At 71.5% G+C, this 14,515-nt stretch carries 8 protein-coding genes; 4 read left to right on the forward strand and 4 right to left on the reverse strand.

Annotation, left to right across the window (positions count from 1 at the left end):
* Window positions 1-71 precede the first annotated feature (71 nt).
* Window positions 72-1,754 (forward strand): GMC oxidoreductase, encoded by a 1,683-nt coding sequence (locus AC0NH5_RS06990; RefSeq protein ID WP_474401099.1) that lies wholly within the window; start codon window positions 72-74, stop codon window positions 1,752-1,754.
* A complete protein-coding gene (locus AC0NH5_RS06995; RefSeq protein WP_474401100.1) occupies window positions 1,751-3,259 on the forward strand; it encodes a flavin-containing monooxygenase in 1,509 nt (502 codons plus the stop codon). Before AC0NH5_RS06990 ends, AC0NH5_RS06995 begins: the two co-directional genes overlap by 4 nt.
* Here AC0NH5_RS06995 and AC0NH5_RS07000 read toward each other — a convergent pair.
* The 4 genes from AC0NH5_RS07000 to AC0NH5_RS07015 form a co-directional block, all read right to left on the reverse strand.
* Window positions 3,180-4,877 (reverse strand): putative bifunctional diguanylate cyclase/phosphodiesterase, encoded by a 1,698-nt coding sequence (locus tag AC0NH5_RS07000; protein WP_474401102.1) that lies wholly within the window; start codon window positions 4,875-4,877, stop codon window positions 3,180-3,182. The two genes, AC0NH5_RS06995 and AC0NH5_RS07000, sit on opposite strands and share 80 nt — an antisense overlap.
* Window positions 4,874-6,328 (reverse strand): PAS domain-containing protein, encoded by a 1,455-nt coding sequence (locus tag AC0NH5_RS07005; RefSeq protein WP_474401104.1) that lies wholly within the window; start codon window positions 6,326-6,328, stop codon window positions 4,874-4,876. The genes AC0NH5_RS07000 and AC0NH5_RS07005 overlap by 4 nt, the downstream gene beginning before the upstream one ends.
* Window positions 6,329-6,458: 130 nt before the next feature.
* Entirely contained in the window at window positions 6,459-7,817 is a 1,359-nt protein-coding gene (locus tag AC0NH5_RS07010) for a family 43 glycosylhydrolase (RefSeq protein ID WP_474401106.1), read from the reverse strand.
* A 46-nt stretch (window positions 7,818-7,863) separates the two neighbouring features.
* Window positions 7,864-10,368: an alpha-L-arabinofuranosidase C-terminal domain-containing protein gene (locus tag AC0NH5_RS07015; RefSeq protein ID WP_474401108.1), complete on the reverse strand. Its 2,505-nt coding sequence runs from the start codon at window positions 10,366-10,368 to the stop codon at window positions 7,864-7,866.
* A gap of 301 nt (window positions 10,369-10,669) precedes the next feature.
* Here AC0NH5_RS07015 and AC0NH5_RS07020 point away from each other — a divergent pair, with 301 nt between their 5' ends.
* On the forward strand, window positions 10,670-12,787 hold the full coding sequence (locus AC0NH5_RS07020) for a PhoX family protein (protein WP_474401109.1): 2,118 nt from the start codon (window positions 10,670-10,672) through the stop codon (window positions 12,785-12,787).
* A gap of 136 nt (window positions 12,788-12,923) precedes the next feature.
* Complete coding sequence (locus tag AC0NH5_RS07025; RefSeq protein ID WP_474401110.1) at window positions 12,924-14,459, forward strand: glycosyltransferase family 39 protein; 1,536 nt, start codon at window positions 12,924-12,926, stop codon at window positions 14,457-14,459.
* Window positions 14,460-14,515 lie beyond the last annotated feature (56 nt).

Raw genomic sequence — 14,515 nt, forward strand, 5'->3', positions numbered from 1 at the left:
AATCCGCGGAGCGGGTGATAACCGGGAATCCGTTGTTGACATGTTGCCAATAGCGGTGTGATGGTACGGCGATGTCGTACGACTACGACGTTCTCGTCATCGGTTCCGGGTTCGGCGGGAGCGTGTCCGCGTTACGTCTGACCGAGAAGGGCTATCGGGTCGGCGTGCTGGAGGCGGGCCGCCGGTTCGCCGACGACCAGTTCGCCAAGACCTCTTGGCGGCTGCGTGACTATGTGTACGCGCCGGCGCTCGGCTGCTACGGCATCCTGCGCATGACACTGCTCAAGGACGTGCTGGTGCTCTCCGGCGCGGGAGTGGGCGGCGGGTCGCTGGGTTATGCGAACACGCTGTACGAGCCACCCGACGCGTTCTACGCCGACCCGCAGTGGGCCGGCATCACCGACTGGAAGTCCGAGCTGGCGCCGTACTACGCGCAGGCCAACCGGATGCTCGGGGTCGTGGTCAATCCCGTGGAGACGGTGGCCGACGTGGCGCTGCGCAGCGTCGCGGACGATCTCGGGGTGGGTGAGTCGTTCCGGCGTACCCCCGTGGGCGTCCTTTTCTCGGACGTGGCCGGCGCCGAGTCGCCGGACCCGTTCTTCGGCGGCGCCGGACCAGCACGGCGCAGCTGCACGTTGTGCGGCGCCTGCATGACCGGCTGCCGGGTCGGGGCGAAGAACACGACGGTGAAGAACTACCTCTATCTGGCGGAGCGGGCCGGCGCGGTGGTCCATCCCCTCACGACGGTCCGCACGGTCACGCCGTTGCCGGGCGGCGGGTACGCGGTGGAGACGCGGCGCACCGGCGGGCTGCGGCGGAAGCGGTTCACCGCGCAGCAGGTGATCTTCGCGGCCGGCGCGCTGGGCACCCAGCGGCTGCTGCACCGGCTGCGGGACCGGGGGACGCTGCCACGCGTCTCGGCGCGGCTCGGCGAGCTGAGCCGGACCAACTCCGAATCGATCCTGGGAGCGCGCACCCGGCGCCGGGACCGGGACTACAGCCACGGCGTCGCGGTGACGTCGTCGATCCACCCGGATCCGGTGACGCACGTCGAACCGGTCCGGTACGGGCCGGGCAGCAACCTGCTGGCCCTGCTCGCCACCGCGCTGGTCGGGGAGACGGGTGGCCGCTCCCGGTGGACGGTGGCCGCGCGGACGCTGCTGCGGGCGGGCCGGGACCTGCGGCTGTACGTGTCGCCGAGGGACTGGTCGCGGCAGACGATGGTGCTGCTGGCCATGCAGCCGCTGGACAACTCGATCACGCTGTACCGGCGCCGGGGGCGGCTGACGAGCCGGCCGGGGATCGGCGAGCCCAACCCGGTGTGGAACCCGGCGGCGCACGACGTGGCGCGGCGCACCGCGGAAAAGATCGACGGGGTGCCGCTGGGCGCCTACACCGAGCTGGCGGGCCGGCCGGTCACCGGGCACTTCATCGGCGGCTGCGCGATCGGGGGCGATCCGGGCAGCGGGGTGGTCGATCCGTACCAGCGGCTGTTCGGGTACGACGGGCTGCACGTGATCGACGGCTCGGTGATCGCGGCGAACCTCGGGGTGAACCCGTCGCTGACGATCACGGCGCTGGCCGAGCGGGCGATCGCGTTGTGGCCCAACGCGGGCGAGACCGATCCGCGGCCGGCCGCCGGCTCGGCCTACGCGCCGCTGGACCCGGTGCCGCCGCGCCGCCCGGTGGTTCCGGCGAGCGCCCCGGCGGCGTTGCGGTTGATCAGGGTGCGTGCCGAGGGGGACCGGCCGTGACCCGGATCGTGATCATCGGCGCCGGGGTCGGCGGGGTGGCGGCCGCGGCCGAGCTGCTCCGGCAGGGCTTCCGGGACATCGTGGTGCTGGAGAAGGCGGGCCGGCTCGGCGGCGTGTGGCGGGACAACGTCTACCCCGGGTGCGCGTGCGACGTCCCGGCGCCGCTGTACTCCTTCTCGTTCGCGCTGAACCCGGACTGGTCCCGGCGCTATCCGCCGCACCGGGAGATCTTGGCCTATGTGGACCGTTGCGCCCGCGACCTCGGGGTCACCGGCCTGATCCGCTGCGGCGCCGAGGTGATCTCCGCCGACTGGGACGGCGCCGCCTGGCGGCTGGTCCTGGCCGGTGGCGAGGAGATCACCGCCGACGTGCTGATCCCCGCGGTGGGGCAGCTGTCCCGGCCGAGCATCCCGCTGATCCCGGGTGCCCCGGCGTTCCGCGGCGACGCGATGCACACCGCCCACTGGGATCCGGGCATCCCCGTCGAGGGCCGGCGGGTCGCCGTCATCGGCACCGGCGCCAGCGCGATCCAACTGGTCCCGGAGCTCGCCGGGAGGGCCGCGCACGTCACGGTCTTCCAGCGCACCGCCCCGTGGACCCTGCCGAAGCCGGACCGCCGTTACGGCCGCCTGCGCCGCGCCGCGTACCGCCGGTTCCCGGTGCTGATGCGGGCCTCCCGGGGCGCGACCTGGGTGCTCACGCTGGTCCAGGGCGCCGCGGTGGCCGGTCACCCGGTCGTCAACCCGCTGATCCGCGGCTATTCGCTGGCGCAGCGCCACTGGCAGGTGCGCGACCCGGAGCTGCGTGCCAAGGTCACGCCGGACGAGCCGCTCGGCTGCAAGCGGGTGCTGTTCACCAACGCCTGGCTGCCCGCCCTCACCCGGCCCGACGTCGACCTCGTCACCGACAAGATCGTGGAGATCACCGCGACCGGGGTACGGACCGCGGACGGCGCCGAGCATCCCTGTGACGTGCTCGTCTACGGCACCGGGTTCGCGGCGACCGAGTTCCTGGCGCCGATGCGGATCACCGGGCGGGACGGGGTGCGCCTGGACGACGTGTGGCGGGACGGCGCGCACGCGTACCTCGGCGTCACCGTGCCCGGCTTCCCGAACATGTTCCTGGTCTACGGCCCGAACACCAACACCGGCAACACCTCGGTGATCTTCTTTCACGAGGCTCAGGCGCGGTACATCGCGCAGGCCGCGCGGGTGGTCGCTCTTTCCCGCCAACCCTTGGAGGTACGACCGGAGCGCGCGACCGCCTACGACGAGGAGATCCAGGGGCGGCTGGCCGGCAGCGTCTGGACCGGGTGCCGGAGCTGGTACCGGACCGCCGCCGGCCGCATCGTCACCAACTGGCCGGGCACGGCCGCCGAGTACCGCCGGCGGACCGCGCGCCTGGACCGGGCGGACTTCCGGGTCGCTACGCCGCCTGCGGCAGCGCGCCCGGAATCCCGGCCGCCAGCAGAGCGGTCATCGCCTCGGCCGGCCGCGGCCGGTTGAGGTGATAGCCCTGCAACAGGTCCACCCCGGCACCGGCCAGGTCGGCCGCGGTCGGCTCGTCCTCGACGCCTTCCGCCACCACGGTCAGCCCGAGGGACCGGGCGATCGCGATCACCGAGTCGATGATGGTGGCGTGCACGGGGGAGTCGTGCACGCGTACCACGAACGACTGGTCTATCTTCAGCTCGTCGATCGGCAGCCGGGGCAGCAGGCCCAGCGACGTGTACCCGGTGCCGAAGTCGTCGATGGCGACCCGGATGCCGGCGGCCCGCAACTGGGCGAGCTGCGCCGCGACCTGGTCCGGCCGGGTCAGCACGGCCGTCTCGGTGATCTCCACGGTGAGCAGCGAGGCCGGCAGGCGCTCCAGCTCCAGCAGGGTCAGGATGGTCGGCACGGCGCGCTCCTGGGCCAGATAGGCGGCCGGCAGGTTCACCGAGACCGGGACGTCGTGCCCGGCGCGGTGCCAGAGCAGCGACTGGTGCAGCGCCTCGGCGAGCACCCAGTCGGTCAGCTCGACGATGACGTCGGAGCGTTCCGCGTCCGGCAGGAACACCCCGGGCGCCAGCAGGCCGCGCTGCGGGTGCTGCCAGCGCACCAGCGCCTCCACGCCGTGCATCCGCCGGGTCCACGCGTCGTGCAGCGGCTGGTAGTGCAGCCGCAGGTGACCCGACCGCAGGCCGGTGCGCAGCTCGGTGAGCTGCCGCAGGTCGACGCGCTGGTTGGTGTCCAGCCCGGGTGACCACTCGACCACGCCGGTCCGCTCGTGCTTGGCCCGGCGCATCGCGGCCGCCGCCCGGCGCATCAGCACCGTGACGTCGTGGTGGTCGGCGAGGCTGATGCCGACGCTGGCCTCGACGCTGATCGGCAAGCCGTCCACCCGGTGCGGGCCGCGCAGCCCGGCCGCGAGCCGCCGGCCGACCGCCTGCGCCGACTGGCCCGGGGGCAGCTCGGAGACGAGCACGACGAACTGGTCGCCGTCGAGCCGGGCGGCCAGGTTGCCGGCGCCGCGGCTCTCACCCAGCGCGGTGGCGACCAGGTGCAGCAGGGTGTCCGCGCCGTGGTGGCCGAGCACGTCGTTGGCGTCCTGGAACCGGTCCAGCCCGAGGTGGATGACCGCCACCAGGTCGCCGGTGTCCAGCCGGCGCTGCCCTTCGGCCTGCACCTTGGCCCGGTTGGGCAGCCCGGTGAGCGGGTCGGTGCGCGACAGCCGCGCGAACCGGCCGGCCATCGCGGCCAGCACTTCGATCATGGGCGCGATACCGAACCGGCCGTCCGGCCAGTTGACCAGCACCGGCTCCTCACGGTCGGCGCCGGTACGGGCCAGTGCCGTCTCGGCGGCCACGTCGATCTCGGTGCCGGCCAGGAACTCCAGCGCGTCGGCGCCGGGCAGGCCGCCGGCCACCGAACCCGCCGGGTACGGCCGGCCGCGTTCGATCATGGCGCGGCTGTACACCCGGTGCGCCTCGTCCGACTCGACGATGACGCCCGGGGCGAGCGGGTCCGCGGCGAGGGCCGCCTCGATGTCGCTGACCGGGGTGCACGCGGGCAGCGGTGTCATCGGGATGGCGATCTCGCCCAGTTTCCGGGGGAGGCGCGGGCTGCTGCCGTACCCGGTCATCGGGCGCGTCCGAGCGCGAAGCAGGCCACTCCGATCACGATCCGGCCGCCGTCGCGGCGCGTGCGCATCCGGATGTGCACCGGCCCGGCGGCGCCGGTACGCACGGCGTCCACCCGCTCACCGCGCAGGGCGGCGTGCCACAGCTCGGCCAGTCCGGCGTGCTCCCCGGCGACGATCAGCGACTCCAGCGCGGCGACCGGCTCCGCGGCCACCGTGCGCTCCGGGCCGACGGCCGCGGCGAACGACGCGGTGGCCAGCCGGTCGACCAGGCTCTCCAGGTCGCTCCGGACGGCGGCGAGGTCCAGTTCGGTGTCCCGTTCGCGGGTGCGGTCCAGCAGCATGCCGTCCCAGACGGTGGCGCCGTCCGCCTCCCGGTGCGGGCGGGAGACGCCGTACAGCCAGCGGCGGCTGCCGTCCTTGCGGATCACGCTGCCGCGCCAGTCCCACGGCTCCAGGGTGTCGCGCGACAGCAGGACGCTGGCCGCGAAACCCTCCTGGTCCTCCGCGGTGATGGTGTCCAGCACCCGGGTCGCGTCGCCCACCACCTGCTCCGGTTCGAGCTGGAAGATGTCCCGGCAACCGTCGGAGACGAAGCTGAACGACGCGGCGCCGTCGGCCTCCATCCGGTACTGGTAGAGCATGCCGGGGGCGTTGTTGACGGTGTTCCAGAACCGCTTCTCGCCGGCTTGGAGCGCGTCCGCGTCCCGGCGGCGGGCGGTGTCGTCGATGGAGATCGTGCAGACGCCGTACACCGATCCGTCCGGGTCGGTGAGCGGCACCCGGGTCACCACGTACTGACGGATGTCGTCGGAGAACGGAATCTCCTCCAGCACGGTCCGGGCCGTGCCGGTGCCGGCCACCTCGACGTCGTGGGCGCGGCCGACCGCCGCCACCGAGGCGGACAGCATCTCGGTCTCCCGGCGGCCCACCACGTCGGCGGCGGTGACCTGGAAGACCCGCTCGTACTCGCCGTTGACGAACAGGTAGCGGCCGTCCAGGTCCTTGGCCGAGATCACCGCGGTGGTGTGCTGCAGGATCGCGCTGATCAGCGTGTTGCTGCGCTGGAGCTCCTGTTGCGCCTGGTACCACTCGGTCTGGTCGGAGACGAACGCGGCGAAGCCGTCCGGGCCGAGCTCGTCGACGATCATCGACACTTGCAGGTCACGGCCGTCGCGGTGGACCGCCGGCACCTCCACGCGATGCCCCAGCGTGTCACCCTCACTGGTCACCAGCCGCCGGGCGAAGCCGGCGCTGTGCGCCGAGCGCAGGTGCTCGGGCACGATGGTGTCGGCGAGCGGCTGCCCGAGCACCTCGGCGCGGCTCCAGCCGAACAGGCGCTCCGCGGCCGGGTTCCAGTCCCGGATCCGGCCGGCCCGGTCGACGTGCACGAAGGCGAGCGCGGTGGCGTCCACGGCGCGGTCCCGGATCCGGGCCGCCGGCGTGGCGCTCATCTGGGGGGCGTGGGCGGTGAACACTCAGGCTTTATCGTCGTCTCGTCGCCGTACTTGAGCACGTCCGGCAAGCCCGGCGTGTGAACTTCGGGCTCGAATCGAGCCCGAAGTCCACACGCTCAGGGGTGGGTCAGCTCAGCTTGAAGACGGTGGCCTTCTCCGAGACCGTGACCACACCGCCCGCGGACCTCAGGAAGCGGCCGGGAGCCACCCGGACCGTCACCCCGTTCCGGGTGGCGATCCGCGTCACCGGCGTGCCGGTGGCGCTCAGCGACACGGTGGTGCCGCTGACGGTGAGGAACTTCGTGGGCTGGTCCACCGACTGCACCGTCTCGATGCCGTCGGCGGCCCGGACGAAGCGGAACTGGGTCTGCTCCAGCGCCCGCGGCGACCGCTCCACCCGGAACTCGTCACCGGCGTGGCGCACGAAGTACCGGTCGGCCGGTGACAGCCGCACGATCGGGCCGCCCTCGCCGACCGGGATCCCGAACAGCGGCGTGCCGTCCTCGTGCCAGTACAGCTTCTGCACGCGGGTGTGCCGGTTGGGGTCGTAGAGCGGGTCGCCGGTGATGTCCCGGTAATCGCGGGCGTGGTAGACCAGCACGTCGGTCTTCCCGTCCTCGGCGACCGTGAACGAGTTGTGCCCCGGGCCCCAGCGGTTCGTCGCCTCGTTGGTGACGAACACCGGGTCCGGGGTCTTCACCCAGCTCTCCCGCTTCAGCAGGTCGGCGTCCGCGTCCGCGGTGAGCAGGCCCATCGCGTAGCGGGCGTCGGTGGCGCTGGCCGAGAAGGTCATGAAGACCCGCCCGTTGCGGATCAGCACCGCCGGTCCCTCGTTCACCTTGAAGCCCTGGATCTCCCAGCTCCGGGTGGGCGTGGCGATCCGGGTGGGCTTGCTGCGCAACGTCCACGGGTTCGCCATCTCGGCGATGTACAGGCTGGTGTTGACCGCGATCTCCGGTTCGCTCTGCGCCCACGCCAGATAGTGCCTCCCGCGGTGGGTGAAGCTGGTGGCGTCCAGCGTGAAGCCCTCCCACTCGGTGACCAGCTTGCCCCTGAGGGTCCAGCCGGCCGGGTCGCGCGGGTCGTCGAGTGCCGACTCCAGCACGTAGGTGCGGATCCGGAACACGTCGTCCGAGTCGCCGGCGGCGAAGTAGATGTACCACCGGCCGCCGATCCGGTGCAGCTCGGGCGCCCAGATGTGCCCGCCCATGGTGCCGCTCGCGGGACGGCGCCAGATCACCGTCTCCTCGGCGGCGGCCAGGCCGGCGATGGTGCTCGCGCCGCGCACGACCAAGCGGTCGTACTCGGGCACCGAGCCGGTGAAGTAGTACATCCCGCCGATCGGCCGGGTGATGAACGGGTCGGCGCGCTGGGAGATCAGCGGGTCGACGGTGGGGACCCCGTAGATCTCGGCGTCGCTGCGCAATGTCGGGGCCCCTTCGGCGCCGCTTGCCACCAGGCCACCGAACGCTCCGGCAGTGGTCACCCCGAGAGAACCTCGCAAGAGGGTACGACGATTCATGACTTCCCCCTTATCGGGTCTTGATCCGCAGGAACGTGACGGAGTTCGCCGGGAACTCCCGGGTGAAGACCGGCGCGATGCCGCCGACCGTGCTGGTGACCGGCTGGATCGGTTCGGCGGAGCGGGTGTTCTGCTCAGCCGGGTCACCGGTGATCACGGTCATCCGCGCGGTCCGCGCGACCCGGCGCCCCAGGTCGACCTTCGTGACGGCGGGCTTGTCCTGCGCGTTGACCACCTTGACGATCAGTTCGCGGGCCTCGAGGTCCTCGGTGATCACCTGGGCGAACGGCTCGGTGACCCTGTTGTCGTCGAAGCTGCCCCACTCCTCGCCGTCCAGCAGCAGGGTGACCTTCGTGCCGCGTACCTGGATCCGGAGGTCGTAGGTACGGCCGGTCTCCACCGAGTTCGGCTTGGTGAGCAGCTGCTCCTTGGCGCTGGTGAAACCCTTCTCGACGGCGCCCTGGGTGTTGTTCCAGCCGCCCAGGTTCCACCAGTAGAACTGACCGGTCTCCTGCACGCCGAAAGCGACCAGGAAACCCTCCGCCCCGGCGGTCTTCGTGGCTTTCACCGAGATGTCGTACTCGGTCTCCCCGATGGCGGCCGCCTTGACCATGGTGTCCTCGGCCGTGGTGTCGGTCTGGGCGTAAGCCCCGTCGGTCACGCTCCAACTGCCGCGCGGTTGCACAGCGGTCCAGCCGTCGGCGTCACCGTCGTTGAAGTCGTCGCCGAACAGCACGGTGCCGTCCGGCCGGGTGACCTTCACGTCGTCGTACGTCGCGGCCGTGCGCCAGGTGGAGAGGCCGACCGCGCCGGTGATCGGCCGGGGCTGCACCACCGCGCCGGTGGCCGTGCTCGGCACCACCCGGTCGCCGACGTTGTTCATGAACAGCTTCTGCACCTGGTAGCTCGTGGAGCCCCAGGACTCGTCGTTGTCGAACCAGATCATGTCCGGCCGCCACTGCACATGGTCGATGTTGGCCAGCAGCGGGGCGTACGAGGCCAGCTTCACGACGTCGGCATTGCGCTCCAGCCCGGTCATGTAGGCCGCCTCGGCGAGCGAGTTGAACAGCTTGTTGTCCTGTGACGCGTACTCGCCGAGGAACACCTTCGGCCCGTTGCGGTCGTAGGAGTCGTAGCGCGCGTTGTTCTGCAGGAACCACGACGGGCTGTTGTAGTAGTGCTCGTCGACCATGTCGACGCCGGCGGCGCGGTTCTTGGCCCACAGGTTGTCGAACGTGGCGCCGGTGTCGTCCGGCCCGGAGTTGCTGATCACCGTGATCTCCGGGTGCTTCGCCTTGATCGCCTCTTCGAACCGCAGGAAGTTCGGGAAGAACTCGTCCGGCAGGTTCTCCTCGTTGCCGACGCCGATGTGGGTCAGGCCGAACGGCTTCGGGTGCCCCATCTCGGCGCGCAACCGGCCCCAGGTGGTGGTGGTCGCGCCGTTCGCGAACTCGATCAGGTCGAGGGTGTCCTGGATGTGCTTGCGCAGCAGCGCCTCGTCATTGGTGGCGCGGTTCTGGCCGCAGCCGGTGACCAGGGCCGGCACCACCGGCAGCGGCATCGCGCCGACGTCCTCGGAGAACTGGAAGTACTCGAAGTAGCCGAGGCCGTAGGTCTGGTTGTAGCCCCAGAAGTTCTTGTTCGTGGCCCGCGTCTCGACCGGGCCGACGGTGTCCTTCCACTGGTACGCCCGGGCCCGCGGGTAATTGTTGGCCGCGTCGTACGGGTACATGCTGCCGGTGTTGACCAGGCAGCCGCCGGGGAAGCGCACGAAGCCGGGCTCCAGCGCCGCGATCTTCTCCGCCAGGTCCTTGCGCAGGCCGTTCTTGCGGCCCTTGAAGGTGTCCCGTGGGAAGAGCGAGACCTCGTCGAGGCGGAGCGTCGCGGTGCCGGACGCGCGCACCGACAGCCGGGCCACGTCACTGGTGGCGGTCGCGCGCAGCGTGCCGGTGTACTTCTTCCAGGTGTCGCCGCCGACCGCGACGGTGACCGGCGCGGCGAGCGCGGTGCCACCGGCGGTCTGCAGGGTGACGCTGAGCGGGACCCCGGCGTCGGCGCGGGCCCACACCGAGAAGTCGTAGCGGTCGCCCTTGCGGACGGCGAGCCCGGTGTTGTAGCCGGAGTTGACCAGGCTGTGCTCGCCGTTCAGCGCCAGCCGCAGATAGTTGCGGTTGCGCTCGTTCAGCCGCTGATCGTCGTCGACGACGGTGGCCGTGCCGGCGCCGGTGGCGGTCCAGGCGGTCAGGCCGTTCCAGCCGGCGGCGTCGGTGGCGTTGAACTCGAAGGAGCGGTTGCGGACCAGCTCGGCGTAGAGCCCGCCGTCGGCCGCGTAGTTGATGTCCTCGAAGAAGACGCCGTACATCGATTCTCCGATGGTGGCGCCGGTGGCTGCGGGGTCGGCCGTGATGGTGTAGTCCGGCTCCACCGCGGAGGCGGCGACCGGTGGTGCCACCGCCAGCGGCAGCGAGACCAGCACGGCGGCCACGCCCGCGAGGCGATAGGGGGAACGGGGCATGAGAGGTCCTCCGGTGCGACGGCATCGGTTTCAGGGATGTTTCCGGTGGACGAAGCTCAGCAATGTGTACGCAAACATCGATAGCCCTGTCAAGAGGCATGTGTCGATGTCAGGACCAGTAAGGAACCCTTTGTTAACGTTCACCTGGGCGGATCCGGCGGCGGGGCCTGTCCCGGACGTTCACGTCTCGTTCACCGGGTGCACACCGGGACCCGGGGGTTGCCGTACACCTGTGCTTCTTAGCGTCCGGGCAGCCCGTCGTCACCGGAATGTGGTGACGACGTGAAACCGAGGAGATTCGATGCCCGACAAGATTCGCCGTCTGCTTCCACTGCTGGGGCACAGTGGTGGCAGCCGGGACGCGATGACCTGTCTGTACCGCTGTGGCAACGCCTGTGACCACCCCGTGCCGAACGAGTCCGCGAACCCGTACCTGGGCGACATAGTCAACACCGAGATGAGCCGGCGCGGCGTGGTCCGCGCCGGTGCGGTCGGCGCCATGGTGCTCGGCTTCGGCGGCGCCGCCGCGGCGCCGGCTGCCGCCGCTCCCGTCGAGGGAACCGCGGCCGGCGCCCTGCTGCACGGCGGTGGCCACCACCACCCGGTCCGGGCCGGCAAGCTGACCTTCGAGAAGGTCGCCCCGAACACCCTCGACCAGGTCACCATCCCGCCGGGCTACCGCAGCTCGATCGTGATGCGCTGGGGTGACCCGGTCGAGGCCGGCGCCCCCGCGTTCAACCTGGGCAACCAGACCGCGGCCGCCCAGTCGAAGCAGTTCGGCTACAACAACGACTTCGTCGGCGTGCTCCCGATCCCGGGCACCGACAACCGGCGCGCACTGCTCGTGGTCAACCACGAGTACACCAACGAGGAGCTCATGTTCCCCGGCTTCACCAGCCTGGACGCCCTCACCGTGGAACAGCTGAAGGTCGCGATCGCCGCCCACGGCCTGTCCGTGGTCGAGCTGGAGCGGGTCGGCCGCAGCGGCCAGTGGAAGCCGGTCAAGAGCCGTCGCCTGCCCTTCAACCGGCGGATCACCGCGCTGGAGACCACGTTCAAGGTCACCGGCCCGGCGGCCGGCTCGGTGCACCTGCGCACCGCGGCAGACCCGGCCGGCCGCACGGTCATCGGCACGCTGAACAACTGCGCCGGCGGCGTCACCCCGTGGGGCACGGTGCTCTCCGGCGAGGAGAACTTCAACCAGTACTTCGTCGGCGGCGACGCCGTGGCGGCCGAGGCCAAGCCGAGGCTCGCCCGGTACGGCATCTCCACCACCGCCCGGTACCCCAGCGGCTCGCGCAAGTGGGACCGCGCGCAGGAGCGCTTCGACCTCGCCAAGCACCCCAACGAGGCGAACCGCTTCGGCTGGATCGTCGAGGTCGACCCGTTCGACCCGGACGCCCCGCCGCGCAAGCACACCGCGCTCGGCCGGTTCAAGCACGAGGGCGCGAACGTCATCGTCGCGGACAACGGCAAGGTCGTCGCGTACATGGGTGACGACGAGCGGTTCGACTACCTGTACAAGTTCGTGTCGGACAAGAAGTTCATGAAGGGCAGCTCGCACCTCGCCCGCCGGCACAACCTGACCCTGCTGGAGTCGGGCACCCTGTACGTCGCCAAGGTCACCGGCGACAGCCCGGCCACCGAGATCGACGGCACCGGCAAGCTGCCCACCGACGGCAAGTTCGACGGCAAGGGCGTCTGGATCAAGCTGGTTTCCGGCAACCGGTCGTTCGTGCCCGGCATGACCGCCGACGAGGTGCTGACCTTCACCCGGCTGGCCGGCGACGCGGTCGGCGCGACCAAGATGGACCGTCCCGAGGACGTCCAGCCCAGCCTGCGCACCGGCAAGATCTACGCGGCGATGACCAACAACAGCAACCGGGGCGTCGGCACGAACCCGGCCGCGGACGAGGCCAACCCGCGCAACGCCAACAAGCACGGGCACATCTTCGAGCTCGTCGAGGACCGCGGCGACCACACCGGCCTCACCTTCCGGTGGTCGCTGCCGATCGTCTGCGGCGACCCGGCCGACGCGTCGACCTACTTCGGCGGGTACGACAAGGACGCCGTCTCGCCGATCTCCTGCCCCGACAACGTCGCGTTCGACAGCGCCGGCAACCTGTGGATCTCCACCGACGGCAACGCGCTGGGCAGCAACGACGGCCTGTTCGCCACCCCGATCGAGGGGAAGGAGCGCGGTCACCTCAAGCAGTTCCTGACCGTGCCCAAGGGCGCCGAGACCTGCGGCCCGTTCATCACCGGCGACGACCGCTCGGTCTTCGTCGCCGTGCAGCACCCGGGCGAGATCAGCGGCGCGACCGTCGACAAGCCCGCCTCGACCTGGCCGGACGGCGACTACGCCAAGCCGGCGGTCGTGGTGACCTGGCGTCCCGACGGCGGCCCGATCGGCAGCTGACCCCTTTTGGCACATCGCGGGCCGCGGCGTACGCCGCGGCCCGCTTTCGTGTGTTTCGCGGAACGATGTCAGGGAATCCCGGCCGCGCCCCAGGATCTGATGAACTCCGCGGCAGGCTCAGCCGTGAATCGGATCGATGAGATCTTTACAGGCCGCGGGGGTGACCGTGACGCCGACGCCGACGAGGACGCCGCCCACCTCACGGTTACGCCCGGCCCCCGTCCCCGCTCGCCGGCGCCCGGCTGCCACCCGCCTCCTGCCCGCACTGATCCCCGGGGCGCTCATGCTCGCCCTCGGCCTCGTGCAGGCCGGGCGCCCCGCGCTCAGCTGGGACGAGGTGACCTCCGCCGAAGTCGCCCAGCGGTCGCTCCCGCAGATCTGGGACCTGGTCCAGAACCTGGACGCGGTGTTCGGCCTCTATTACGCCCTGCTGCACTACTGGATCGACCTGGCCGGCACCTCCGAGCTGCAGCTCCGCCTTCCGTCGATCATCGCGATGGCCGGCGCCGTGGCGCTCGCCGCCGAGCTGGGACGGCGCCTGTTCACCCCGATGATCGGGCTGACCGCCGGGCTCGTGCTGTGCGTCGTGCCGAACACCTCGCGATACGCGGCCGAGGTCCGGCCGTACGCCTTCGCCTGCTTCTTCTCGGTCCTCGCCCTGCTGTTGCTGATCGGCGCGGCCCGCCGAGGCCGGGTGTACCGCTGGATCCTCTACGGCCTGAGCGTCACCCTCCTCGGCCTCTTCCACCTGGTGGCCCTGACCACCCTCGCCGCACACGCCACGCTGATCGGCCTGCACGCCTGGCGCAGCCGCCGTCGGCGCACCGCGGGCGTCTGGGCCGGCACAGTGACCGCCGCGATGGTTCCGCTGCTCCCGCTCGCCTGGCTCGGCACCCGCCAGGACGACACCCAGCTGCATTGGGTACGACCCATCTCGCTCAGCCGGATCGCCGAGATGCCGGGTGAACTCGTCGGCTCCACGCCGGTGGCCGGGCTGCTGATCGGCCTCGCCGTGCTCGCCACCTGGCGGCCGATGCGCCGACTCGCGCCGATCGTGGTGCTCGCCGCCGCTCCCGTCGTGGTGCTGGCCGTCGTGTCGGCGCTGGCCTCGCCGATGTGGGTGGCCCGTTATCTGCTGATCGTCCTGGCCCCGCTCGCCCTGCTGGCGGCGATCGCGCTGGCCGGCGGCCGGGACGGCTGGAACCGGTTCGGCGCGGTGCGCGTGGTGGCCGTCCTGCTGCTGCTCGCGGCCGCGGCGGTGCCGGGACAGAAAGCGGTGCGAACCCCGACGGCCAAGAACGGACCCGATTATCGTACGGCTGCGTCGCTCATCGCCGACCGGCAGCGGCCGGGGGACGTGGTCGTCTACCAGCCGCGGAACCGGGCCATCCGGGCCGGCATGGATCACTACCTGAACCGGCTCCCGTCCCGCCCGGCGGACCCGCTGGTGGCCGTGCCGGCGGCGCGTACCGGCCGGCTGATCGCCACCGAACACGCGGACGCCGCGGCTCATCTGGCCGGGGCCCGCCGCATCTGGTTCGTGGTCGGGGACCAGCGCGCCGATCCGGTCGCGACGCGGCGCGAGCTGCGGTCCTTCTTCGCCGGCTATGAACGCGCCGGTTTCTGGCAGCCGAAACGGGCGACGGTGGCCCTCTACGTCCGGCGCGGCTGACCGCCGCCCTCCGGCCCGTCGCGCTGCCTTCCCCGGCGCGCCGTGCGGCCCGGGCG

Source organism: Actinoplanes sp. 13 (assembly GCF_056134165.1).

Coding starts and splice junctions, on each gene's coding strand:
- AC0NH5_RS06990 (WP_474401099.1), top strand. CDS start 72: ATGTCGTACGACTACGACGTTCTCGTCATCGGTTCCGGGTTCGGCGGG.
- AC0NH5_RS07000 (WP_474401102.1), bottom strand. CDS start 4,877: ATGACCGGGTACGGCAGCAGCCCGCGCCTCCCCCGGAAACTGGGCGAG.
- AC0NH5_RS07005 (WP_474401104.1), bottom strand. CDS start 6,328: ATGAGCGCCACGCCGGCGGCCCGGATCCGGGACCGCGCCGTGGACGCC.
- AC0NH5_RS07015 (WP_474401108.1), bottom strand. CDS start 10,368: ATGCCCCGTTCCCCCTATCGCCTCGCGGGCGTGGCCGCCGTGCTGGTC.
- AC0NH5_RS07020 (WP_474401109.1), top strand. CDS start 10,670: ATGCCCGACAAGATTCGCCGTCTGCTTCCACTGCTGGGGCACAGTGGT.
- AC0NH5_RS07025 (WP_474401110.1), top strand. CDS start 12,924: ATGAGATCTTTACAGGCCGCGGGGGTGACCGTGACGCCGACGCCGACG.